The sequence below is a fragment of the Phaeocystidibacter luteus genome (genome assembly GCF_008933115.1).
Classification (GTDB): Bacteria; Bacteroidota; Bacteroidia; order Flavobacteriales; family Schleiferiaceae; genus Phaeocystidibacter; species Phaeocystidibacter luteus.
This window is the reverse complement of sequence record NZ_WBVO01000006.1, coordinates 39,295-60,415: the sequence shown is the minus strand read 5'-3', so window position 1 is coordinate 60,415 and position 21,121 is coordinate 39,295. Positions and strand designations below refer to the sequence as shown.

The window sequence follows — 21,121 nt, the reverse complement described above, 5'->3', positions numbered from 1 at the left end:
CTATCTAGATTCAATTTAGAACTCGAAGATGAGCCCTACACTTGGAATTACCGTACCCGTTTCATTTGGTAAGGTGGTCATCAAGTATTTGCTATTGTCGTTCGGGTCCACAACTGGATCGCCATTGGCATCCGTTTCTGGAAGTAAGAACGGCTGGCCTTGTACGCTTTGAGCAAGCGCGTTTTGTACGTCGAAATACAAGTCCAGGTTAAAGCGCTCAAAGAACCATTTCTTGTCGATTCTCAGGTTCAAGCGATTGAAGCCACCCAATCTTTGTGTGTTAAGTAGACTGTAGTCTGGCACTGCACGTCCGATGTTATCCCAGTTGTTTCGGTCAGCCGTGGCATCTACATCAAACGGCGTGAATGGTGTTCCGCCCAAGAATTGATATTGGATTCCGAGCTCCCAGTTGTTGCCGAATTTTTTTCCTGCCGTGATGGTGGCAATGAAGCGGTTATCCCAGCTTGCCGGGATGAGGTTTCCTTCGATGTCCTCAAATTCAGATCGCACAAAGGTGAAGGCGGCAATTCCGAACCAACCCTTGTAGAGTTTTTGCTGCCATGTGATTTCCAAACCGTAAGCACAGCCATTGTTGGTGCTTTCCGCTTCCCTGTTTCCTACCACACCAAAGTCTCCACCTAGGTTTGCGAGTGAAATAGAATCAGGGAAGAGCATTGGATACTGCGCGTATTCCTTGTAGAATCCTTCCACGCTTAGTTTTGCGTTGAACGAGAACACTTTGCTCGTACCCAATACATAGTGCGTGCTACGAATGTACTTCAAGTCGGTATTCACGAGCTCACCTGCTGAATTTCGGAATCCGATCGTAGTGTACGGTGGAAGTTGATAGTAGATTCCCCAGTTCGCGTCGATTGTCCACGAGTCGTTGATGTAATAGCTCATGGCAATTCTCGGAGAAAGTTGATTGAGCGGATTGCTCATTTCTTCGTTGAAGGTGTTTGCATCTGTGCGCAAACCCACACTAATATTCACACGTTCGTTTAGAATGCGCTGTGAGTAGTTTCCGAAAATCGACCATTTGTAAAGTCTGATATCCGATTCATAGTCAAGTTCGAAGTTCGGAATCTGACGGTCGAGCGTGGAAGTGTTGTACTTCGCCTCCTCAAAGCCCACACCGAATACTCCGTCCCAGCTAGCGCGCTTGTACACTTGCTCGATGCGAAGCTTGTTCTCGATTTCCTGACTCACATAGTCGAGAAGTTGTCGGCCACTTTCATCGTTGTCCTCAAACTTTTCGGCGGTGTTGTTCAGCATGAATCGACTTACGACCACGTTGGTGAAACTGTTGTTCTGATAGTAGGTATACTTTGCGCCGATTGAATAGTTCCATTGCTCGTTCACAGGAAGTGAGTTGAGGAGGTAGCGCTGTTCAGGTGTTTCGTTGGCATCGAGGTTCAACGAGAACTGATCGATTGCACCTAGGCCTAGAATAGTGAGTTGCTGATTGTCGGTGAGCTTCGATTTTACCTTAAACTGGAAGTCATTGTATGTAGGAAGGAAAGGGAGCTCCAATACACCAAACAGAAACTGAAGGTATGACCTACGAGCACTGGCTAAGAAGGTGGTTCGCTCGCTGATGGGACCTTCAATTGTCAACCCTACGTCGCTTGCACCTACTTGAAAAATGCCACCAATTTTATCGGTTCTGCCGTCCTTTAGGTTGATTTCCATGATAGAACTCAAGGCGTTTCCGCGCTGTGCCGGGAAGGCTGACGTGAAGAAGTCTACATCGCGAATGAAGTTCACGTTGATCATGCCCACCGGTCCACCACTTGAACCCTGTGTGGCAAAGTGGTTGATGGCAGGAATCTCGATTCCATCTAAGTAAAAGCGGTTCTCATTTGGACCACCACCTCGAATGATGAGGTCGTTACGAAACGCTACCGATGAAGCCACGCCAGGTAAGCTTTGGATTACCCTAGAGATGTCTTGGTTACCACCAGGATTTCGTTGAATCTCGTTAAGTCCTAAGCTCTGCACAGATACTGGCGATTGCGGATCGCGGATGAACTGGTTTTGAGCGGAGATGACGACCTCTTCAATTTGCTCACTTGACGGCTGAAGTGGGAAGTTGATCTCAGCAGGTTTGGCAAGTGTAACCTGTACTTCGAATTCAACCTTGGAGCGATACCCCAAGATTTTTACTTGAATGTTGTACAGGCCAGGCTCGAGGCCAGTGAGCATGTAATTCCCATCGAGGTCTGTTGCCGTTTTAATGTCAGTGCCTTCAACGGCAACTTCGGCAAGTGGAAGGCCTTCATTGTTGCCTTCATCGTAAACACGCCCTTGAATCACACCTTGACCATAACTGGCCAAAGAGAGTAAGAAGGCGGTAATCAGTACGATACGTTTCATTGGTTGTTCTGTTTCCCGATTATTTCATTGCAAATATATAATAGATTCGCAATAAAAAGCGTAAATTTGTTTCAGAATCACAATAACAGAGAAATGGAGACAAAGTTCAGCTTGCTTGAAAAAATTCTTCCTCACATCGACACATATGTGGAAAGGGGAGGGATTGACGACCCGATGCGCTTTGCGAGATGGTTGAGTAGCTCGGTAGAAGAATGGGATAGTAGTCAGGTGAAAATTGTGGACACTCCTGACTTCGATCCGGTGCGATTGATGAGCAAAAGTGATCCGAATGCGGCGTTGAGTTTCTACTTGGTCCGACTAAATAAGTATGCGAAGTACTACATCAAAGATGCTTTCTCCAGTTCTCCTCTTAAATCTGCTGACGACTTCGCGTATGTCGCCGCGCTGGCCAACGTAGCGAGCCTGACTAAATCTGAGCTCATTGCCATGAATGTGGGTGAGACTAGCGGTGGGATGGATATCATCCGAAGGCTGGAACGTGAGGGAGTGCTTGAGTCGTTTACGGATGACAAGGACAAGCGCGCCAAGCGTGTTCGTCTGACCGAGTACGGCAAAGGAGTTTTCTTCAGCGTACTTCCGCCATTGCAGCGTGTTGGAAAGATCGTGAAGGCTCACATGAAGAAAGAGGAAGTGGCTCGATTAGTAGAGATTCTCGGAACGCTAGATCAATTCCACAAGAAGATATATGACGAGCAAAAGGAATACGACCTCGATACGATAGAGGAGTGTTATATGGAATAAAAAAGTCCCGCTATGCGATACACAGCGGGACTTTCTATGTGTGATTCAAAAATCTTATTCGATACCCTCAACGAATTGGTCGATCATAGGACCATAGTTAAACGTTTCGCCTGCTTCTTCGGCAGCATTTTGACCCATTTCTTTTGCTTCGGCAGCAGCTTCTTCGGCTTCGTCGTTCATGCCGTTTGCAGCAAGAGCTTGAGCATAAACGAACTGCGCATACCAGTTTTCTTCGTTCATCTCGGTAGCAGTCTTGCAGTACTCCAATGCTTGCGCTGCATCCATGTCGTTGCGCAAGTAGTAATTACCTGCGTTCAGGTAAGTTCTCCATGTAGCATCGTCCGCTGCCAAAGCAGCTTCGATATTAGCCATGGCCATTTCATCGGTGTTCACTTTAATTGTGAAGCTGGCTTTTGTTTCAGCCCAGGCAATCACAACATCGGCGCTGTTGTTTGAAACATTTTCAACGCTAATGCGCATGCTTTCAATTTTTGCTCCTTTTTCAGCTTCTACCTCGAAACGAGCGGCATCCATATCCTGGCTGTAGCCATCAACACCCCAAAGCTCAGTGTTCTTGTTCAAAATGATTGTCCAAGAATCCTTATTCGGGATAGTGAACAAGCTGTAGGTTCCAGCTTCAAGCTTCTGACCTTCGATTTCTACGTCGGTGCTGAAGTTGATAGCGGTCGCTTTGTTGGCTCCAGTTCTCCACATCTCACCGTAAGGAACGAGGTCGCCAAAAATGGTTCTGCCGCGCATAGCGGGACGAGAATACGTGATCTCAACGTCGGTCAAGCCTACGCGCTGCATTACGTTAGCCGAAGGTGATGGTTGAGGCAAATCTTGAGCATTTGCGCTAAGTCCCATAAGGGCAACAAGCGCTAGAGTCAATACTTTTTTCATGTCGTTTGTTTGTTAAGGAAAGGCAAGGTAACAAATACAGAGGTATACATTGTTTAAACAACGTTTACTCTTCCTCGTCGTCGTTTACCTCTTCTACTTCAATCTCATCATCCATCATCCTTGACCAAGATGCCTGAACCGCGGTTATATCAAACCACAACACTTCGAGACCGTATTCATTTTCAGCAAGTTCCATTTTGTCAAAATGATCAACCAATGACTGTTTCACATTTCGTACACCCATGAGATTCATGATGGAATATTCATGGGGAACGCTGATTACGTAAATTGGATTATCGCGTGAATCCCCCTTGCCACTATCGAATATGGTTCTCAAGAATCGGTTAACTCTCCAATAGGCGGTCACATATCTGGCGCTATCCCCACGTCGGTCAGCGACTTCTAATTCCAACAGATAGGCGGTAGTTTGAAACGGGTTATCCAAATGCTCACTATCTACCCATTCGTAGAATCTTTCGGCATCTTCATCAGAAATTTCCTCTTCCTCGAGCATGTCGTCCACATAATCGGGAACTTGTGTGTTTCCGTATGCTCTATAGTTGGATTGAAAGGAAAATCCATAATAGAAATAATGATACTGTTCTAGCGTCAGAAGTGTATCACCACTTAGAAAAGACTCCATCATCACGGGATAGTAGTATTCCGAATCTTCGTCTTGAATGACTTCTTCAATTTCTTCGTAATCAGGAGGGAAGAACACAATTCTGTCTTGGGCCTTGAGGCTCGCGAGTGAGAGTGTGGCTGCAAAGAGTAATACGTATTTCATGCAAATTGAGATTTGATTTCAAGATACATGGAATTCGCAAGAGTGAAAATCAAACCTATCAGAATAGAAAAATCCCGTACGCCCTATTTCGCACGGGATTTTGGTGGTTTTAGTTTGAAGAGTCGATTACACGGCGGCCGCTTCCAATTCTGGAGCTACCGGGAAGTCGATTTCAAATTGAGCCAAGTTGTGAATGAAGTTGCTCACTGTTTTGTCAGCAATCACCAAGGCGATGTCCACCAAGCTCTCTTGAGAATAACCCGACTCAAGAAGAGCATTTACTGAAGCCTCTGAAGCTCTACCGCGGTTTTCAACCCATGATTGTGTAAAGCGAGCCAAGGCATCCAGTTTTTCGTTGAAGGAAGCACGACCACTGCGGATTTCAAGAATCTGATCGTCCGTAAAGCCATTCATTTTACCTACTGCCGTGTGGGCAGATTGGCAATAACGACAGCCGTTCACTTGGCTAGTAACCAAGTTCACTACTTCTTTCTCTTTGTTGTTCAAGCTCGTCTTGCGATTTTGAAGCCCAAGGATATCTCCCAACGCATTTTCGCTGTGTGCGTAAAAGGCGTAGAGATTCGGAACCATTCCGAGCATCCCTTGAAGCTTGTCGAAAATTGCCTGATTGTTTTCTGATACTTCTTCTCTTGTCGGTACATTGAAAGTTGCCATGTCGTATTGTTTTTAGATTGATGTTTCAATTTGACAAGACGAATGTCCGACGATAGACAGGGCAGGAGTTAGTCGACTTTTCCCTCTGGTTTATCGATTTTTCCCAAGGGAGCCTCTTTGTATTCGGAAGGCGACTGATTGTGGACCTTTTTGAAGAATCTGGAGAACGATTGGATGTCGTTAAAGCCTAGCTGATCCGCAATTTCCGATACGTTATAATCGGTGTAGGCGAGCAGCCTTCTCGATTCAAGCGCCAATCTATCCTTGATGAATTGAAGTGGAGTCCGTTCGTCCAGCTTGTGAAAGAGATTGGATAGCGTCTTAGGCGACTTGTGTAGCATTCGAGCGTACGACTGCACGTCGTGGTGTTTCCGATAATGCCTCTCAACTAAGAAATTGAATTGTCGAATCACATTTTCATTCGAATCGTTGAGTTCGTCGTAAGCTTTACCTTCTTTATATACACGAGTGATGAGAATGAGGATTCTCTTCAGCATCATTTGGAGCATCTCTTGTTGAAGTTGATCGGCCGAGGCCATCTCGATTTCGAGCAGCTTCCAAACCGTCTCTAGAACATCAAGCGATTTTCCCTCGAGCTTTATCTTGGGAAGGGAAGAGGAACCGTAGTATAGAATTCCTTTGCAGCCAACTTCGCTGTCGTGATCTAGAATGCAATAGAATGCGCGATTGAATCGAAGGAATCGAGCCTTCGTTACCTTACTCGCATCCACTTTGTGGAATTCGGTAAGGCTTACCACTTCATTCTTCTGAAAGGAATGTTCTACCGCATCAATTTCAAGAATGTTATTGTCCTCTGTGAACCACAAAAGAGAGAGTTCGCTTTTGCGCGATTCGCTCACAATGTGATGATTGGCAGAATCGAGTTCAGAAACTTCGAAATATTCGTTGGTTGGGCCGTTAAAGATCATGTGGAGGTTGACGTATCATGTATACTTTACTTACCAGAAAAGTCTAGATTTACTCGTCTCTTAAGTAAATTGAGGCATTGAATAATTCTAGGAACCTCTCATTGATAGCATATGAAGAGAAAGAATAGAGACTTTGAATATGACATAGCCATTTCACTCTCTGCTGAGGATTTGAAATATGCTAAGTCAATGATAGCTGAATTGAATCCTCATCTTAAGACATTCCTTTATTCTGAGAATCAAGAAGACCTTATAGGAAAAGATGGGAATATAGAGTTTGCTGATATTTTTAGAAGTAGAGCCAGAGTAGTTGTAATTCTCTCAGGAAAACTTTGGGGAAAGACCTTCAATACAGAAATTGAGCAGAGTGCTATAATCGAACGGGTTAAAGAGGAAGGGTTTGGATTTATTGTGGTAATTCCACTTGACAAAGATTCATTGCCCCAATGGTATCCTACCTCGAGAATTTATGCAGACCCCCACATTCACGATGTAAAAGAAATCACAAGGTTACTGGAGTTTAAATTCACTCACCAGGAAGGTGTTTTAGAAGAAGTGACTACTGCAGATAGAATAAAAGACTTCAAGAAAAAGATAGAAAACCGAAAGAGTCATATTCACTACTTGCAATCAACTGATTCATTTGAACCGGCAAAAGCGGAAATGAACCAATTTATTAAGGGGTTTAATCAGGAAATTTCTGTCCTTAAGGAGGCTCAATTGGGTGTGGCTCTGCATTATAAGGAAATCCTGAATGAAACATTGGGCTTCAGTAATACAGAAGGTCATATCGGCTTGCTACGCAGGCAATTAAATGTTTCGATTCACTCATCTCGTATTTCACCTGATAATCAATCCAGTAGACTCTATTTACTTAGGTTAACTTACTGTACTGTAGAGCAGTCTTCATATGGTAGGGTACTTAATCCACAAAAGGAACGAAAGTATTATTATAACGATAGTGGTAGCGAATATCGTGGATGGTCAGAACGCTTGAATATTGGTCAATCAATTCCAACAATGAAGTCTCAATTATATTATCGAGATTCAGAGTACTTTGATTTAGGACCTATCATTACAACAGAACGAATGGTACGGTCAATAAGCGATTGGCTACTTGATGGTTTAGAAGATGAGTTCAGGGAAGAGCTAGAATAATACAATTTCACCTCTGATGCGCCGTAAACCCCTTCATAATCTTACCCATAATCGCAGTTCGAATAGTTCTTGGCAACATTCCCAATCCTACTCTTGCAAATTTTGAGAAAATTCCAGGGTATACCGTCATTTTCTTTCCCAGTGAATTCAAGATTTCGGTAGCCACGAGCTTTGGTTCAATCGCATTCTGAAGTCGCATGTTCGCGCGTTTTTCAAAGCCCGATTTCACTGGTCCCGGAGCGCCCGCAATTAGATCCACATTCGTTCCCTTTAGTTCTAGAGCAAGACCTTCTGATAACGTTTGTATGTAGGCCTTGGTCGCAGCATAATTGGATGCTCTCGGCACTCCCTGGAAGGAAACTATCGAGCTCATCAGCACAATTCCACCTTTGCCCAACCCGACGAATCTATTGGCAAAATGGTGCGTGAGATGCAAGCTCGACAGCATGTTCAATTTCGCCATTCCAAGTTCCGAATCCTTCGAAGTGTGGTATATCGGTCCCGATGTGCCATATCCAGCGCACAAGACAAGTAACCCGACGTTATACCTCATTGAAATATCGATGAGCCGTTCATTCTCAGTTTCTATGGAAAGGTCGGCAACCACAGGGATGACCTCTACCGTTTTACCGAAATCTCTGGTAATATTCTGAAGTCGTGATAAATCTCTTCCAACCAAGATCAACTTGAAGCCGGAATTTGCAAGCTCAACTGCTATCGCCTTTCCAATGCCTGATGACGCCCCAGTTACAACAGCCCAAGGGCCATATTTTCTCAAGAAATTTGAATCAAGTTTCTGCATAGTTCTTCATTTCGGATACTCCAAAGATCTATGCCCTAGCTACTTTTGACGATAACAAATGTTAAGATTTGAGACCTTCCTTTTTAAGTCTGCTCAAGTGTACAGGCGTAATTCCTAGGTAAGAGGCAATCATGTGCTGCGGGACTCTATCGTGGATTTTAGGGAAGATTTGCGAGATTTGGTCGTATCGTTCCTTGGGTGATAACGAGTATGTATTTCGAACTCTTTGATCTTGATAGATAAAGTAGTATTCGGCTATTTTTCTTCCAAGCTTGTCGCCCTCCTTTAGGTTCGAATACCCCCAATCAATGGCTTCACGTGGCATTACGTAAACCACGCCATCATTCAGTACTTCTAGAGTATAGAGTGATTGATTCTTTAGCATGAAAGCTGAATAGTCTGCAATGAACTGATTTTCCATGGCAAAGTGAATAGTGTGCTCGCTTCCTTTTTCGTCAGAGATAATCACCCGTAGTAATCCCGACTCCATGAAGAATACTTCGTTAGGTATAAGTCCAGGGCGACTCAATATTTCGCCTTTTTTCACCTCACGTCGCAAGCACATTCCTGAGAAAGTCTTGAGTTCTTCTTCCTCACAATCGATGAGGTGGAGTATGGTATGTTCTAGCGACGTCCGTTGCATTGGAGGAAATTAGTCAACATTGACATAAATGAAAAGAGCGACCACCATTTCTGATGATCGCTCTTGAATTCAACTCAACCTCGCTATGGAGAATAGCGTAATAACCACACGCTAAATCTTTTGTTTAAAGTGAATCTACACTTCGGTGAATGAAGTTGGTCAGCGCCTCACCATGTAGCAAGTTTTGCTGCAACATGGCCAAGTCCGTAGCGTGCTTGATGAGGTTTGACTTAAAGTCTCCCTCTGCTTCCAAAATCTTTGAAGCCAATGGGTGATTCGTGTTCACAATCAACTCATAGCTCTCCGGAAGCTCGCCCATCATCATTCCTCCTCCGGTCATTTGCATTTCCTTCATTCGACGCATGAATTCAGGAACCGTAATCGTAAGTGGCAGTTCTGAACTGTCCATGTTCTCCAAACGAACCGTGAACTTTGCCTTGTCCACATTTGCTTCCATCGCTTCCTTCAATTCCTCTCGCTGCTTGTCGCTAAGCGCCGAAGAAATCTCCTCGTCCTTTTCGATGAGCTTATCGATGGTGTCAGCATCAACACGCTTAAATTTCACTTTCTCGTAAGCGGACTCAAGCTTTTGAACGTAATGGGAGGTTAGCGGACTATCGAGGATTACAACGTCGTATCCCTTTCCTTTGGCCTTTGAAATAAAGCTGTGCTGCGCTTCCTTGTTGGCCGCATAGAGAACGATGGTCTCACCGTTCTTGTCGACCTGATTTTCCTTCACCTTTTCGAGGTACTCGTCAATGGTGAATTTCTCATTATCTGAATTCACCATCAATGCGAACTTCTTCGAACGGTCGAAGAACTTCTCCTCGCTCAGCATTCCGTACTCAATAATTACCTTGATGTCGTTCCACTTCTGAGCAAAGTCTTCACGATCGGCCTTGAAGAGCTCCTCAAGCTTATCAGCAACCTTTTTGGTGATGTGTGAACTGATTTTGCGCACGTTGTGGTCGTTCTGTAAATACGAACGACTCACGTTCAATGGAATGTCTTTGCTATCGATTACCCCGTGAAGTAATGTCAAGAAGTCTGGAACAATTCCTTCCACATGGTCCGTAACGAATACCTGGCTTTGGTATAGTTGGATTTTGTTCTTCTGAATTTCCATGTTCGGCTTGATGCGCGGGAAGAATAGAATACCGGTCAAGTCGAATGGATAGTCAACATTCAAGTGAATGTGGAAAAGAGGCTCTTCAAAGGTCATCGGATAGAGCTCACGATAGAACTGCTTGTAATCGTCCTCGCCCAATTCGCTTGGAGATTTTGTCCAAGCTGGCTCCGTATTGTTCACGATATGCGGAACCGTCACCTTCTCTTCCTTGGCGTCGTCGCCTTCACCTTCTGTAACCGTTTCTTCGCGCGTTCCGAACTGAATAGGAACTTGCATGAACTTGGCGTATTTGTCGAGCAGTTCACCAATGCGTGAGTCTTTCAAGAACTCTTCGCTGTCTTCAGAAATGTGAAGGATGATTTCCGTTCCGCGGTCCTCCTGTTCAACAATTTCAAGATTGAATTCAGGATTGCCTTCGCAAATCCAATGAACTGCCTCATTAGATTCAGCCTTGAAACTTCTGGTTTTGATTTCCACCTTGGAAGCCACCATAAAGGCGGAGTAGAAGCCTAAACCAAAGTGACCGATGATATCAGCCCCATCGAGTTTGCCTTCGTATTTCTTCAAAAAGTCTTCCGCGCCAGAGAATGCCACCTGGTTGATGTATTGATCAACCTCTTCCGCAGTCATGCCCACACCGCGGTCGATGATGCGGAGTTGCTTGTTCGCTTCATCGATTTCAACCTTGATGGTAAGATCGCCCAATTCGCCTTTGGCTTCACCCATTCGACTGAGCTGCTTCAACTTGGTAGTAGCGTCTACCGCGTTTGAAATCAATTCTCGGAGGAAAATCTCATGATCGGAGTACAAGAACTTCTTGATGATCGGGAAGATATTGTCTGCAGTCACATTAATCTTTCCAGTGCTCATGTGCTTTTTTATTATAGTTAGAGTCGTATCTTTTTATGCGCAGCATAAGAACAATCGATGTGCCATGGGCTGTTATTTATAGGAATGCTGTCAGTTTGTCGGCGACACCTGTCACAACTGACATTTCCGAAAGTCCGTACATTGCACACTCCTAACTAGAAGAATAAACCATGAGTTATACAGCCAGAATTGCCGGGATGGGATACTATGTTCCCGAGAATGTGGTGACCAACGACGACTTGTCCAAGTTGATGGACACGAATGACGAGTGGATCACCGAACGTACCGGAATTAAGGAACGCCGCTTTGTGAAGGAAGGCGACGGAAATACCACCACCAGCATGGGGGTGAAGGCCGCTAAAATGGCCATCGAAAATGCTGGAGTTACCAAAGATGATATCGACTTTATCATATTCGCCACACTATCGCCTGATTATTACTTTCCTGGTCCAGGAGTACTCGTGCAGCGCGACCTCGGCATCAAGGAAATTGGGGCACTTGACGTGAGAAACCAATGTTCCGGTTTTGTATACGCTCTTTCCGTGGCCGATCAATACATTCGTTCTGGGATGTACCAGAATATCCTCGTCATCGGATCCGAACTACATAGTGGTGGACTAGATTTGACCACACGCGGACGAGGCGTGAGCGTCATTTTTGGCGATGGCGCGGGCGCTGCGGTTGTAAGACGCTCAACTAAGGAAGGCCAAGGCATCATGAGCACACACTTGCATAGCCAAGGTGAACATGCCGAAGAACTTGCGCTTCTCGGGCCATCTACTTCTCATTGGGTTGACCGCCTCATCGAAGAGAACGACCCTGAGAATACGGACTACTACCCACACATGAACGGCAATTTCGTCTTTAAGCACGCCGTAACTCGCTTCGAAGAAGTTATCAATGAAGCGCTCGATGCCAATGGGTTCACTGCTGAAGATATCGACATGCTCGTTCCGCATCAGGCCAACTTGAGAATTAGCCAGTTCATTTCCAAGAAAATGGGTTTAGGTCCAGATCAAGTGTACAACAACATCATGCGCTACGGAAATACCACAGCTGCATCGATTCCTATTGCACTTTCAGAGGCTTTGAAAGAAGGCAAAGTGAAGGAAGGCGACCTTGTTTGCCTAGCCGCATTTGGCTCTGGATTTACATGGGCATCTGCTTTAATGCGCTGGTAATAGAACTATAGACGGATACGCAGGTTACTTTGAGATGTCACAATTCACCAGCGTAGAAGTATTCGAGTTTTCAGGCTTTCAAAACAAGCGCTGGGCGTTGGCCCAAATGAAGTTAATACACCCTGAGATGGAGAACGTCTCAGGGTTGTCTTTTTATAAGATGCTGGGAAGCGGTGCGGGTAACGGATTCTCTATCTGGCCAGATTTCTCAACGTTTGTATTGCTGACTGTATGGGAAGATTCATCAGATTATGAAGCGTTTGCGCGGACAAACGCCCGCCACATGGAGTTTCTCGAGCGTCAGTCTAAGTATGGTAGAGCCGAGCTCACGCCTTTTAAGGGGCACGGAACTTGGAACGGCTCTCAACCCTTCGAATACAGCAATCCGCCTGAGGGCGATTATCCGCTCGCAGTGCTTACACGGGCGAGTATCAAACGTTCAAAAGCATTTAAATTCTGGCGGAATGTTCCTGGCGTGAGTAAGCACATTACCTCCACACCCGGACTCATTTGGGCGAAGGGAGTAGGGGAGTTGCCGTTAGTTGAACAAGCGACGCTCTCCATCTGGCGAAGTGCCAAAGAGCTGAGTTCCTTTGCGTATGGAGGCGAGGGGAAGCATAAATCTATGGTCGTGAAAACGCGTGAAATTGGCTGGTATTCGGAAGAGATGTTCGTTCGTTTCGCTGTGAATCGACTCGTGGGGAGTTTTCAACAAGTGAGCGATTAGCTGGCTTGAAATGGTTTTCTGCTACTCAGAAAATTATAAATTTGAGAGGCTAACGTTGACATTCATGCGTGTACCTCTAAGAGATAAGCTTAAGTACCTTTCCGTATACACTCTGCCACTGGCGGCAGCAGTTTCTTTCACTTCCGAAGGTTGGATCACATTCCTACCCATTGCCTATGCCTTCATGGTCATTCCTTTGGTAGAGCTGTTTATTCCTGCCGATAAATCCAACGACAGTCCTGAGATCGCCGAGGCAAAGGCCAATGATCGCTGGTTTGATTTTCTGGTCGAGCTTATCGTTCCTGTTCATTATGCCTTTGGTATTTGGTTTCTCATTTCAGTTTCTGGAACAGGGAACGATTGGGTGACCATCGCCGGTCGAATTTCTTCGTACGGTTTGATGTGTGGAGTGATTGGAATCAATGTGGCGCATGAACTCGGACATCGTCCCAATAAGTTTCATCAGTTCTTAGCGAAGTCACTCCTTCTCACTTCGTTGTACACTCACTTTTTTATTGAACACAACCGGGGTCACCATAAACATGTAGCCACTCCAGAAGATCCGAGCACCGCTCGATTGAACGAACCGCTGATGTTTTTCTGGGTGCGTTCGGTGAGTCAGACCTACCGGAAGGCCTGGAGTTTAGAAGCGCAGCGTTTGAGGAGAAAAAAATCAAGCGTGATATCTCTTCAAAATGAAATGATTCGCTTCACCATTGCACATTTAGTGATGCTGGGTGCGATTTACTTCTTCTTCGGTTGGGCAGTGATGCTGTACTACACAGCTGCAGCCATAATAGGGTTCTTGTTGTTGGAGACCGTAAATTATATCGAGCATTACGGACTTCTTCGAGAGAAGGTGAGTGAGCATCGCTACGAGAATGCATCTCCATTACACAGCTGGAATTCAGATCATCAATATGGACGAGCATTCTTGTTTGAATTGTCCCGACATTCCGACCATCATTTTAAACCTGCCAAGAAGTATCCAACCCTAGATCGATGGGAGGAAGCACCTCAGATGCCCACAGGATATCCGGGTATGATGCTCTTATCGCTGTTTCCACCGCTCTGGTTTGCAGTGATGAATAAGAAGGTAATTGAGTTTAGGTTGAAGAAGGTGGAGGCGGAGGCCCGTGAGTAATCACCATCTCTGAATTGGAATGCTGTAGGTAGCAAGAAATCCACCGAAAGCCGTTGCGCCCATAACTTCAGATGTTTTCTGGCCAATAGGGCCGTATATTCCCAAATGCAAATTTCCTAAACTAACGCCAAACTCGTACCGGAAGGTCCAGGTTGATTTTGGCTCTGGCACCTGGACGGTTGGATGCACACTTCTTCCAAACGCAGAACTCAATCCGGCATCAAACAAAAAGAGGTGGATTTTATTTGTCCAAACGCCACCTAAGACACCGCCAATCGACGCAGGCAGATAATCAATTCCGATTTCAGATTGAACATATGCAACTTGCCACCATTCGTTGCTCAGACCATATCGGTAAAAAGCGGTTACTCTTCCACCAGGCTTGGTGTCGTTAAAATCGACATATAAACCCGTATTGATTCCCCACATAGAGCCAAAAGTTGCATATGGTTCTTTGGAAGTAGAATCAGGAATGGCGTTGCTGGATTGCGCTGAGGCCAGTGAGTAGGAAAGGGTGGAGATCAGGCAGGCGAGTAAGAGCTTCATGATTTCATAAACTCTAAATCGGTGCGGATAGTGTGAGTGCAATAGGCTCTAGCAACGGCGCCTAAAACTGATAGTTAAACCTCAAACTATACTTTGGAATGGCTGCGGGCGACACGCCGTCGGTAAGTGGACGTGCATTGAAACCGAACATCAACCGGTAATTCATCAAGCTCAATCCCGTTTCCCATTGGAACGATGTGATTGTTTCTAATTCTGAATTGAGCGGGAATTGGCGATTGAAAGCAAAGCCAAAATCTATAATCACGATGTGAAGAAAGGAAGACCATCGAACATTGATGTTGTTTGAAGCATTCCAGTTGTAGAACTCGGCATTGATGGAGCTTTCGAAGCCAATCATGTGGACGTCTTCAATCATCAGCCCGTATTGGGCGTAGTATCCCGCATAGAAAGCGCCCTTAGCCGTGCGTGCACTTACGGGACCTCTATCTACAGCGCCAATTCCAACCTGAGCATTGTGTTTCCAACCGATGCGAAATATGCTCTCTCCATTGAATTGATAACTTCCTGGCACAATGACTCCGTTTCCGCTGCCCATTCTTACGGATTCTCCAAAGGCAACATTTCCTGTCGCCGTATCAAGTCGAATTTCAAACCAACCGAGAAGAGTGTCGCCATCTTCAATCTGATAAAATGCGTAGTATTCCTTCATTTCTACATAAGCCCTCCATTCTCTCGACGCATCACGCCCATAAGGTCTTGCGAGCAAAGGTTGAACTCTACTCTGACGGAACTCAATATACTTAGCCGAATCTCGGTGAAGGTAACTGGTGGTTCCAGAAAGTGTATTCCAATCCTGTTCAACTAGTAATCCCATGTTTGGATTCATGAACTGAAACCCATAGAAACACATTCCTGAAGAACTAGGAACGTCGTCTGTTCCTTCCGAGCTCATGTACAGTTGTACGTCTGGTTCTCCGTCGTAATTCAAATCCTTGTAAACAGGGTAGTTGTCGTTTTGGCAAGGTTCAGGGTAGCCTGGCTGAGCCATGGCCGAAATCGAAATAAATGAGATTGCGAAACAGAGGTGCTTAATCATACTACTTGTTCTTCATGATTTGCTCAATCACCCGATCTTCAATATCAAAAGGTCTTCTGTGGTCGAGCTTTAGGACGTGAACGGCATTCATCATACTTGGTAAGTCGCCTGGCTCTGGAACGCCCAAATCGCGTGCCGACTGTACCAGTACTTGTTGTGGTATCAACCCAATCAACTCTGATCCCAATACGCGAACACCGAGTTTTTCAGCCTCTCGTTTCACTGCGGCAAAAACTCTTCCGGGTGAGGCCTTGCGGATATCCACAATGTTTGTACTCACCTGGGCATTCCCGTATTCTGGAATAAACCAGCCAATGGCTTTAACCCCGTTGAGCAATCCTGGTACAGCTTCGCGAGTTCCATCTTCATGAAAAACAGTCCGCCCTCTTTCGCGAATAACTTCTGCGATGCGTTGAGCGATATCAGAATTATCGGTGTCTAAATCGACATTATAGGCTATTAGGAAATTCCGTGCGCCAATGACACTTGCACCAGACTTCTTCCATTGTTTTCCCTCAAAACTCCCGAAATCAGGTTCCCATTCTGGATGCGTCGATTTGCTTTGAAGAGATTCGTATTCTCCTCTGCGAATAGCCGCTAAGTTTTCCCTATCGTGTTTGGTAGCCGAGGCTTCATAGAAATAACCCGGAATTCCGAGTTCTTCACCCACCCTGTAACCGAGCTGGTGTGCATACTCAGAAGCTTTCTCCAAAGTGATACCGTGGAGTGGTACAAACGGACAAACATCTACCGCACCTTGCCTTGGGTGAGTCCCCGTTTGGGTGCGCATATCGATGGATTTGGCACACACTTCAAACATCCGAAAAGCAGCTTCAGTAACCGCGGGGGGAGGACCTACAAAGGTGAAGACGGTTCTGTTTGCGCCGGCGCCGGAATCAACGTGCAGAAGTTGTACATCTTCCACAGAGCGAATGGCATCGGCAATCTGTGAAATGACCATGGGGTCTCTTCCTTCACTTACATTTGGTACACATTCTAGTAACGGCGTGCTCATCGTTTATTCGCTTTCATTTTTTCCTTTGATTCCATCAGCTACCAAACAGGCAATAACCTTAGAGAGTTCGGTCAATTGTCGGTCGGAAGCCAATCCCGCCGAACCTTCGCAAATGTGCAGGTATTTCGACGTTTCTCGTTTCGCACAGGTGTAGACGAAATGCCGTGCCTTTTCAAGCGAAACTCCCGTTGGTGTGGCTGCACTAACCGCAACTCCAGGAATGCTGTCGAGGTCGAGCTCAATGCCGAACTGTTCCTCCGAGACAAAATCAACTGAATCGACCAAGGCTTGGTTGAAGGAGATAATCCTTCGGACCTCAATATCCTCAAAAGTCACATACCGCAAATCGGGGTCGTCGCGCAAAAGCGACATCATTTCAGCTGAGTTGTAGCCTTCATGCAAGCCTAAAATGGCGTAGCGATCAAGAATTCCTTCTTCATGTGCATAACGGAACCCATTTCCACTATGTCGACCTTCCATGGCCCTGTAATCCGCGTGTGGATCTAAATTGATGGCGCTCAAAACACCATCATGGGTGTCGTAATAAGCCGCCAATAACGGATAGGCATTGTTGTGACCGCCTCCAATAACAATGGGGAAGAGGCCAGCCTTGTGAATGGCCCCGATGACGGTTCTCACGCGATCGTCCAATTCCGAAGTCAATTCGCGCAACGCGGCAAGTCCTTCGGTGGTGTCCTCGCGCAACTTAGCAGCTTCTTCCATGAGGTCATCGGTGGCAACGGCGCCCACCAAGAGGATATCCTCACCTCTGAGCCAATAGTTGTCTTGCAGATTGCATATTCCCTTCAACGCGGGTTCCCAAGTGGCGCTGGCGCCCGGTCGACCACAATTGGCTCTTACACCAACATCCTCGGGAATGAATACTACCGCGAACTTCGCCTTCGAGGCTTTCATTTCATCGGCTAGGTTGCCTTCATTCTCGAGTAGGGCTGCGGTCTGACCAATTTTCTCTTCACCACCGCGAACGCTTGTGTGCGAGAGAACAAAAGGTCGGTCGAATAAATTCAGTAGTTGTTCCATTACGCGAATACATCAAAGACATCCGTAAGTCGCTTGTGCTGATGAGCGTTCATCAACAATACGGGTATCTTAAATTCATTGGTGATAATGTTCTGGTCAAAATTCCTGCCCAATAGGTTGAGGAATCCTTGCTCTTTGTGGTTTACAACCGTTAGCAAATCGGCATTGACCAGGTCGGCGTATTCCAAAAACTCTTTGGAGAACTCGTGCTTGCCCTCTGCGTGAACAGTGGTATAATGCACGTTGTGATCATCGAGATATTTATGCGCAAACTTCTCATTTCTATACGTTGAATTTCGAGAGAATTCGTCGGTATGATGTGCCACAAAGAGGTGAATCTTTGCATCGAACAATCGGGCAGATTGAAGGGCCAAGCTCAAGATCTGCTTGTCTTCGGCCGATAGGTCAATCGGTACCACAATCGTATTGATGTCCGGTTTTGGCGGGTTTTCCTGCGTTATGAGGAAGGGTGTTCTTCCATGGGTTACAATGCGAAGGGCGTGCGACCCAAACAGATACTGAAGTCCTTTCAATCCTGAAGTTCCCATGACCACCGTATAAGCTTCCAGAAGCTCAGCAGCCTTTGCGATATCTTCAAAGAGGTTACCCACGAGGATGTGGGTCTTTAGTTTGCCAGTCGAATCGAAACGCTCCACAAATGAGCGCATGTTTCTTTCGGCTTCAAGCGTTTTGTCCTCGTCATCAACTACATGAAGCAGAGAAACATCACAATTGAAGATGGGTGCTAATCCCAACGCGTATTCCACCGCATTTGCGGCTATATCGCTGAAATCTACAGGTACTAATAATCTACTCATGGTTCAAGATGTCTAAAGTCAGTTCCGTTGATAATGACACGATCGAGACTGTTTCTTCCGAAATGGTAAGGGATATGTCCCAAGCTGTTCATGTCTTCTGAAATTATCAAATTCGCACGTTTTCCCACAGCAATGCTCCCCATTTCTTTTTCTAAGCCAAGCGCAAATGCCGCATTGTGCGTGAGTGCAACCAATGCTTCTGTCGGAGTGAGTTTCATGATGATACAAGCCAAGCTCCACACGAAAAGCAGGTTGCCAGAAGGTGTGCTTCCAGGGTTGTAATCCGTCGCCAGTGCTAGTGGCAGCCCTTTGTCGATGAGCTCTCGTCCTGGGGTGTAGGGAATGCTCAGGAAGAAGCTGCAGCTTGGCAGCGCAACAGGCATGCACTCTGATTTGAGGAGTGCATCGAAGTCCTCCGGATTCATCACCTCCAAATGGTCTACCGAGAGCGCACCGTGATTGATGCTCGTTTCAATTCCGCCGAATGCATTGAATTGATTTACGTGCACCTTCGGACGAAGTCCGTGTTTGACACCTGCGGCTAGAATTCTATCTGTTTGCTCTAGGTCGAAATACCCCTTTTCACAAAAGACGTCGATATAATCCGCAAGCTCTTCTCGTGCCACGGCCGGAATCATTTCGTTGATGATGAGGTCGATATACCCTTCCTTGTTTTCCTTGTACTCGGGAGGGAACGCGTGCGCGCCCAAGAATGTAACGCGAACAGGAATAGGCGACATCCGCTTGATGCGTTGTGCTACGCGAAGCATTTTCAATTCTGCCTCCGTGGTTAGGCCATATCCACTCTTGATTTCCACCCCTGTCGTTCCGGTGTGAATCATTTCTTCGAGGCGAGTCATGGCTTCATCGTAGAGATCTTCTTCAGGCTTATCGGCCAATTTCGCAGCGCTGTTGAGAATGCCTCCACCTCGAGCGGCAATTTCTTCGTAGGTCAGACCGTGAATTCTGTCCTCAAATTCCTGTGCACGTGGTTCGGCGAAAACTAGGTGAGTGTGACTGTCAACCAATCCTGGTATCACCCATTTTCCTTCGCAGTCTAAGACTTCTGCCACTCCGGCGATGTCTCCGCCGTGTAGGTCAGACATCTCACCGAATCGTGCAATTTTGCCATCCTCGATTTCGAGAAAAGCGTTGGCTATTTCTTTGACCTGGTTCATTTCCGCACCGCGCAGGTATGGAACGGGTTGATCCTCAACGTGAACCAGTTTTTTGATGTTGATTAGGAGTCGTTTCATGGTCTTACGAAGGTACGAAACCGTGAGCCGTTTGTGGCGGTCTCACTGCGATATTACAATCCGAAATCTCCACAATTCAGGCTTGAACATTAGCTTTCAAACTTGTGCCTGCGTACCTTAGAGCCGCTTGTTTATAGGTTTGATGGAGAGCCCCAATTCGAACTCTCGGAAACTGAAGATGTTCAGAGTTTACCTACTTCGTCAAATCATACAAACAACTAACTTTGGAATATGTCGGGAAATAGCTTCGGATCACAGCTCAAACTCACCACATTTGGAGAATCGCACGGCGTCGCAATCGGCGGAATTCTAGAAGGATTTCCAGCCGGCATTTCAATTGATTTCGAGGCAGTTCAAAAGGCGTTGGATCGGCGTAAGCCCGGACAATCAGAGCTTACGACCGACCGAAAAGAGTCAGATACGGTTCAGTTCCTCTCCGGAATTTTCGAAGGAAAGTCCCTCGGTACACCTATCGGATTCATCATTCCAAACACCAACCAAAAGAGCAAAGATTACGATGCGCTGAAGGACGTTTATCGCCCCTCTCACGCCGATTATTCTTGGGATGCCAAGTACGGTTCGCGCGACCATCGCGGAGGTGGACGAAGCTCTGCCCGGGAAACAGCTTGCCGTGTAGTGGGTGGTGCGCTTGCTGCGCAGCTTATGGCTGAGGTGAAGGTTTCTGCATTTGTTCAAGCAGTGGGACCAATTTCTATCAGTGTTCCGTATACCGAACTGGATTTGTCGAAGGTCGATGCCTCGCGCATTCGTTGTCCACATCCTGAAACTGCCTCCTCCATGGAAGACTACATCCTCAAGCTGAAAGAGGAAGGAGATTCTGCTGGAGGCGTAATTCAGTGTGTGATCACAGGCGTTCCTGCCGGCTGGGGAGAGCCTGTATTCGATAAGCTACACGCAGAGCTTGGGAAAGCAATGCTCAGCATCAATGCCGTAAAGGGATTTGAATATGGGTCAGGCTTCGCAGGTACTGAATTGAAAGGTTCAGAACTCAACGATTCCATCGAATCAGTAGGAGTTAACCGCACGAATCACTCCGGTGGTATTCAAGGTGGAATCTCGAATGGAGAAGACATCTATTTCCGCGTAGCTTTTAAGCCTATCGCTTCGATCAAGAAAAAGCAATCTACCGTGAACAAGAGCGGTGAACAGGTAGATTTAGAGATACAGGGAAGACACGATCCAACCGTGCTTCCTCGCGCTGTGCCTATCGTTGAGGCGATGGCACAACTTACGCTCGCAGATTTTATGTTGAGAGCAAAGACCAACAGAATTTAATTGAAG

The 21,121-nt window shown here is 46.1% G+C and carries 20 protein-coding genes; 6 read left to right on the top strand and 14 right to left on the bottom strand.

Going from position 1 to position 21,121, the window contains the following annotated elements; all coding sequences use genetic code 11:
* Positions 1 to 15: 15 nt before the first annotated feature.
* The gene (locus tag F8C67_RS08550; protein ID WP_151667421.1) at positions 16 to 2,376 is read right to left on the bottom strand and encodes a TonB-dependent receptor; all 2,361 of its coding nucleotides are present in this window, start codon (positions 2,374 to 2,376) and stop codon (positions 16 to 18) included.
* 93 nt (positions 2,377 to 2,469) lie between these two features.
* Here F8C67_RS08550 and F8C67_RS08545 point away from each other — a divergent pair, with 93 nt between their 5' ends.
* Positions 2,470 to 3,138: a MarR family winged helix-turn-helix transcriptional regulator gene (locus tag F8C67_RS08545; protein ID WP_151667420.1), complete on the top strand. Its 669-nt coding sequence runs from the start codon at positions 2,470 to 2,472 to the stop codon at positions 3,136 to 3,138.
* A 54-nt stretch (positions 3,139 to 3,192) separates the two neighbouring features.
* On the opposite strand, the gene F8C67_RS08540 is transcribed toward F8C67_RS08545, so the two are convergent.
* From F8C67_RS08540 to F8C67_RS08525, 4 genes are all read right to left on the bottom strand, one after another.
* The gene (locus F8C67_RS08540) at positions 3,193 to 4,041 is read right to left on the bottom strand and encodes a DUF2911 domain-containing protein (protein ID WP_151667419.1); all 849 of its coding nucleotides are present in this window, start codon (positions 4,039 to 4,041) and stop codon (positions 3,193 to 3,195) included.
* Positions 4,042 to 4,105: 64 nt separating this feature from the next.
* Complete coding sequence (locus tag F8C67_RS08535) at positions 4,106 to 4,828, bottom strand: DUF4919 domain-containing protein (protein WP_151667418.1); 723 nt, start codon at positions 4,826 to 4,828, stop codon at positions 4,106 to 4,108.
* 126 nt (positions 4,829 to 4,954) lie between these two features.
* Positions 4,955 to 5,503 (bottom strand): carboxymuconolactone decarboxylase family protein, encoded by a 549-nt coding sequence (locus F8C67_RS08530; RefSeq protein WP_151667417.1) that lies wholly within the window; start codon positions 5,501 to 5,503, stop codon positions 4,955 to 4,957.
* A 68-nt stretch (positions 5,504 to 5,571) separates the two neighbouring features.
* On the bottom strand, positions 5,572 to 6,432 hold the full coding sequence (locus F8C67_RS08525) for a helix-turn-helix domain-containing protein (RefSeq protein ID WP_151667416.1): 861 nt from the start codon (positions 6,430 to 6,432) through the stop codon (positions 5,572 to 5,574).
* A gap of 111 nt (positions 6,433 to 6,543) precedes the next feature.
* On the opposite strand from F8C67_RS08525, the gene F8C67_RS08520 reads away from it, so the two are divergent.
* Complete coding sequence (locus F8C67_RS08520) at positions 6,544 to 7,590, top strand: hypothetical protein (RefSeq protein ID WP_151667415.1); 1,047 nt, start codon at positions 6,544 to 6,546, stop codon at positions 7,588 to 7,590.
* A gap of 7 nt (positions 7,591 to 7,597) precedes the next feature.
* On the opposite strand, the gene F8C67_RS08515 is transcribed toward F8C67_RS08520, so the two are convergent.
* From F8C67_RS08515 to htpG, 3 genes are all read right to left on the bottom strand, one after another.
* Positions 7,598 to 8,392, bottom strand: coding sequence for an SDR family NAD(P)-dependent oxidoreductase (locus tag F8C67_RS08515; RefSeq protein WP_151667414.1), 795 nt, complete (start codon positions 8,390 to 8,392; stop codon positions 7,598 to 7,600).
* Positions 8,393 to 8,453: 61 nt separating this feature from the next.
* A complete protein-coding gene (locus F8C67_RS08510; protein ID WP_151667413.1) occupies positions 8,454 to 9,035 on the bottom strand; it encodes a Crp/Fnr family transcriptional regulator in 582 nt (193 codons plus the stop codon).
* Positions 9,036 to 9,159: 124 nt separating this feature from the next.
* On the bottom strand, positions 9,160 to 11,034 hold the full coding sequence (gene htpG / locus F8C67_RS08505; RefSeq protein WP_151667412.1) for a molecular chaperone HtpG: 1,875 nt from the start codon (positions 11,032 to 11,034) through the stop codon (positions 9,160 to 9,162).
* 170 nt (positions 11,035 to 11,204) lie between these two features.
* Between htpG and F8C67_RS08500 the strand changes: the two genes are divergently transcribed.
* From F8C67_RS08500 to F8C67_RS08490, 3 genes are all read left to right on the top strand, one after another.
* Complete coding sequence (locus F8C67_RS08500; protein ID WP_151667411.1) at positions 11,205 to 12,215, top strand: 3-oxoacyl-ACP synthase III family protein; 1,011 nt, start codon at positions 11,205 to 11,207, stop codon at positions 12,213 to 12,215.
* A 127-nt stretch (positions 12,216 to 12,342) separates the two neighbouring features.
* Entirely contained in the window at positions 12,343 to 12,942 is a 600-nt protein-coding gene (locus F8C67_RS08495; protein WP_170266411.1) for a spheroidene monooxygenase, read from the top strand.
* 64 nt (positions 12,943 to 13,006) lie between these two features.
* Positions 13,007 to 14,086 carry an alkane 1-monooxygenase gene (locus F8C67_RS08490; protein ID WP_151667409.1) on the top strand — a complete coding sequence of 360 codons (1,080 nt, stop codon included), beginning with the start codon at positions 13,007 to 13,009 and terminating at the stop codon, positions 14,084 to 14,086.
* Here the strand turns inward: F8C67_RS08490 and F8C67_RS08485 are convergent, their stop codons facing one another.
* The 6 genes from F8C67_RS08485 to hutI all read right to left on the bottom strand — a co-directional run bounded on the left by F8C67_RS08485 (position 14,087) and on the right by hutI (position 19,819).
* Complete coding sequence (locus F8C67_RS08485) at positions 14,087 to 14,632, bottom strand: hypothetical protein (protein ID WP_151667408.1); 546 nt, start codon at positions 14,630 to 14,632, stop codon at positions 14,087 to 14,089. It abuts the gene before it with no gap.
* A gap of 61 nt (positions 14,633 to 14,693) precedes the next feature.
* A complete protein-coding gene (locus tag F8C67_RS08480; RefSeq protein WP_151667407.1) occupies positions 14,694 to 15,689 on the bottom strand; it encodes a hypothetical protein in 996 nt (331 codons plus the stop codon).
* Position 15,690: 1 nt separating this feature from the next.
* Positions 15,691 to 16,704: a glutamate formimidoyltransferase gene (gene ftcD / locus F8C67_RS08475; RefSeq protein ID WP_151667406.1), complete on the bottom strand. Its 1,014-nt coding sequence runs from the start codon at positions 16,702 to 16,704 to the stop codon at positions 15,691 to 15,693.
* A gap of 3 nt (positions 16,705 to 16,707) precedes the next feature.
* Positions 16,708 to 17,745: a formimidoylglutamase gene (locus F8C67_RS08470; RefSeq protein ID WP_151667405.1), complete on the bottom strand. Its 1,038-nt coding sequence runs from the start codon at positions 17,743 to 17,745 to the stop codon at positions 16,708 to 16,710.
* On the bottom strand, positions 17,745 to 18,563 hold the full coding sequence (locus F8C67_RS08465) for a universal stress protein (RefSeq protein ID WP_151667404.1): 819 nt from the start codon (positions 18,561 to 18,563) through the stop codon (positions 17,745 to 17,747). The genes F8C67_RS08470 and F8C67_RS08465 overlap by 1 nt, the downstream gene beginning before the upstream one ends.
* Complete coding sequence (hutI, locus tag F8C67_RS08460) at positions 18,560 to 19,819, bottom strand: imidazolonepropionase (RefSeq protein ID WP_151667403.1); 1,260 nt, start codon at positions 19,817 to 19,819, stop codon at positions 18,560 to 18,562. The genes F8C67_RS08465 and hutI overlap by 4 nt, the downstream gene beginning before the upstream one ends.
* 231 nt (positions 19,820 to 20,050) lie before the next feature.
* On the opposite strand from hutI, the gene aroC reads away from it, so the two are divergent.
* The gene (aroC, locus tag F8C67_RS08455; RefSeq protein WP_151667402.1) at positions 20,051 to 21,115 is read left to right on the top strand and encodes a chorismate synthase; all 1,065 of its coding nucleotides are present in this window, start codon (positions 20,051 to 20,053) and stop codon (positions 21,113 to 21,115) included.
* Positions 21,116 to 21,121 lie beyond the last annotated feature (6 nt).

Bases quoted from the DNA above. Each gene is read 5' to 3' on its own strand.
- F8C67_RS08490 (WP_151667409.1), top strand. From the start codon at position 13,007: ATGCGTGTACCTCTAAGAGATAAGCTTAAGTACCTTTCCGTATACACT.
- F8C67_RS08520 (WP_151667415.1), top strand. From the start codon at position 6,544: ATGAAGAGAAAGAATAGAGACTTTGAATATGACATAGCCATTTCACTC.
- F8C67_RS08480 (WP_151667407.1), bottom strand. From the start codon at position 15,689: ATGATTAAGCACCTCTGTTTCGCAATCTCATTTATTTCGATTTCGGCC.
- F8C67_RS08545 (WP_151667420.1), top strand. From the start codon at position 2,470: ATGGAGACAAAGTTCAGCTTGCTTGAAAAAATTCTTCCTCACATCGAC.
- F8C67_RS08525 (WP_151667416.1), bottom strand. From the start codon at position 6,432: ATGATCTTTAACGGCCCAACCAACGAATATTTCGAAGTTTCTGAACTC.
- aroC (WP_151667402.1), top strand. From the start codon at position 20,051: ATGTCGGGAAATAGCTTCGGATCACAGCTCAAACTCACCACATTTGGA.
- F8C67_RS08550 (WP_151667421.1), bottom strand. From the start codon at position 2,376: ATGAAACGTATCGTACTGATTACCGCCTTCTTACTCTCTTTGGCCAGT.
- F8C67_RS08515 (WP_151667414.1), bottom strand. From the start codon at position 8,392: ATGCAGAAACTTGATTCAAATTTCTTGAGAAAATATGGCCCTTGGGCT.
- F8C67_RS08465 (WP_151667404.1), bottom strand. From the start codon at position 18,563: ATGAGTAGATTATTAGTACCTGTAGATTTCAGCGATATAGCCGCAAAT.
- F8C67_RS08500 (WP_151667411.1), top strand. From the start codon at position 11,205: ATGAGTTATACAGCCAGAATTGCCGGGATGGGATACTATGTTCCCGAG.
- F8C67_RS08530 (WP_151667417.1), bottom strand. From the start codon at position 5,503: ATGGCAACTTTCAATGTACCGACAAGAGAAGAAGTATCAGAAAACAAT.
- F8C67_RS08470 (WP_151667405.1), bottom strand. From the start codon at position 17,745: ATGGAACAACTACTGAATTTATTCGACCGACCTTTTGTTCTCTCGCAC.
- F8C67_RS08535 (WP_151667418.1), bottom strand. From the start codon at position 4,828: ATGAAATACGTATTACTCTTTGCAGCCACACTCTCACTCGCGAGCCTC.
- F8C67_RS08540 (WP_151667419.1), bottom strand. From the start codon at position 4,041: ATGAAAAAAGTATTGACTCTAGCGCTTGTTGCCCTTATGGGACTTAGC.
- htpG (WP_151667412.1), bottom strand. From the start codon at position 11,034: ATGAGCACTGGAAAGATTAATGTGACTGCAGACAATATCTTCCCGATC.
- hutI (WP_151667403.1), bottom strand. From the start codon at position 19,819: ATGAAACGACTCCTAATCAACATCAAAAAACTGGTTCACGTTGAGGAT.
- ftcD (WP_151667406.1), bottom strand. From the start codon at position 16,704: ATGAGCACGCCGTTACTAGAATGTGTACCAAATGTAAGTGAAGGAAGA.
- F8C67_RS08495 (WP_170266411.1), top strand. From the start codon at position 12,343: ATGGAGAACGTCTCAGGGTTGTCTTTTTATAAGATGCTGGGAAGCGGT.
- F8C67_RS08510 (WP_151667413.1), bottom strand. From the start codon at position 9,035: ATGCAACGGACGTCGCTAGAACATACCATACTCCACCTCATCGATTGT.
- F8C67_RS08485 (WP_151667408.1), bottom strand. From the start codon at position 14,632: ATGAAGCTCTTACTCGCCTGCCTGATCTCCACCCTTTCCTACTCACTG.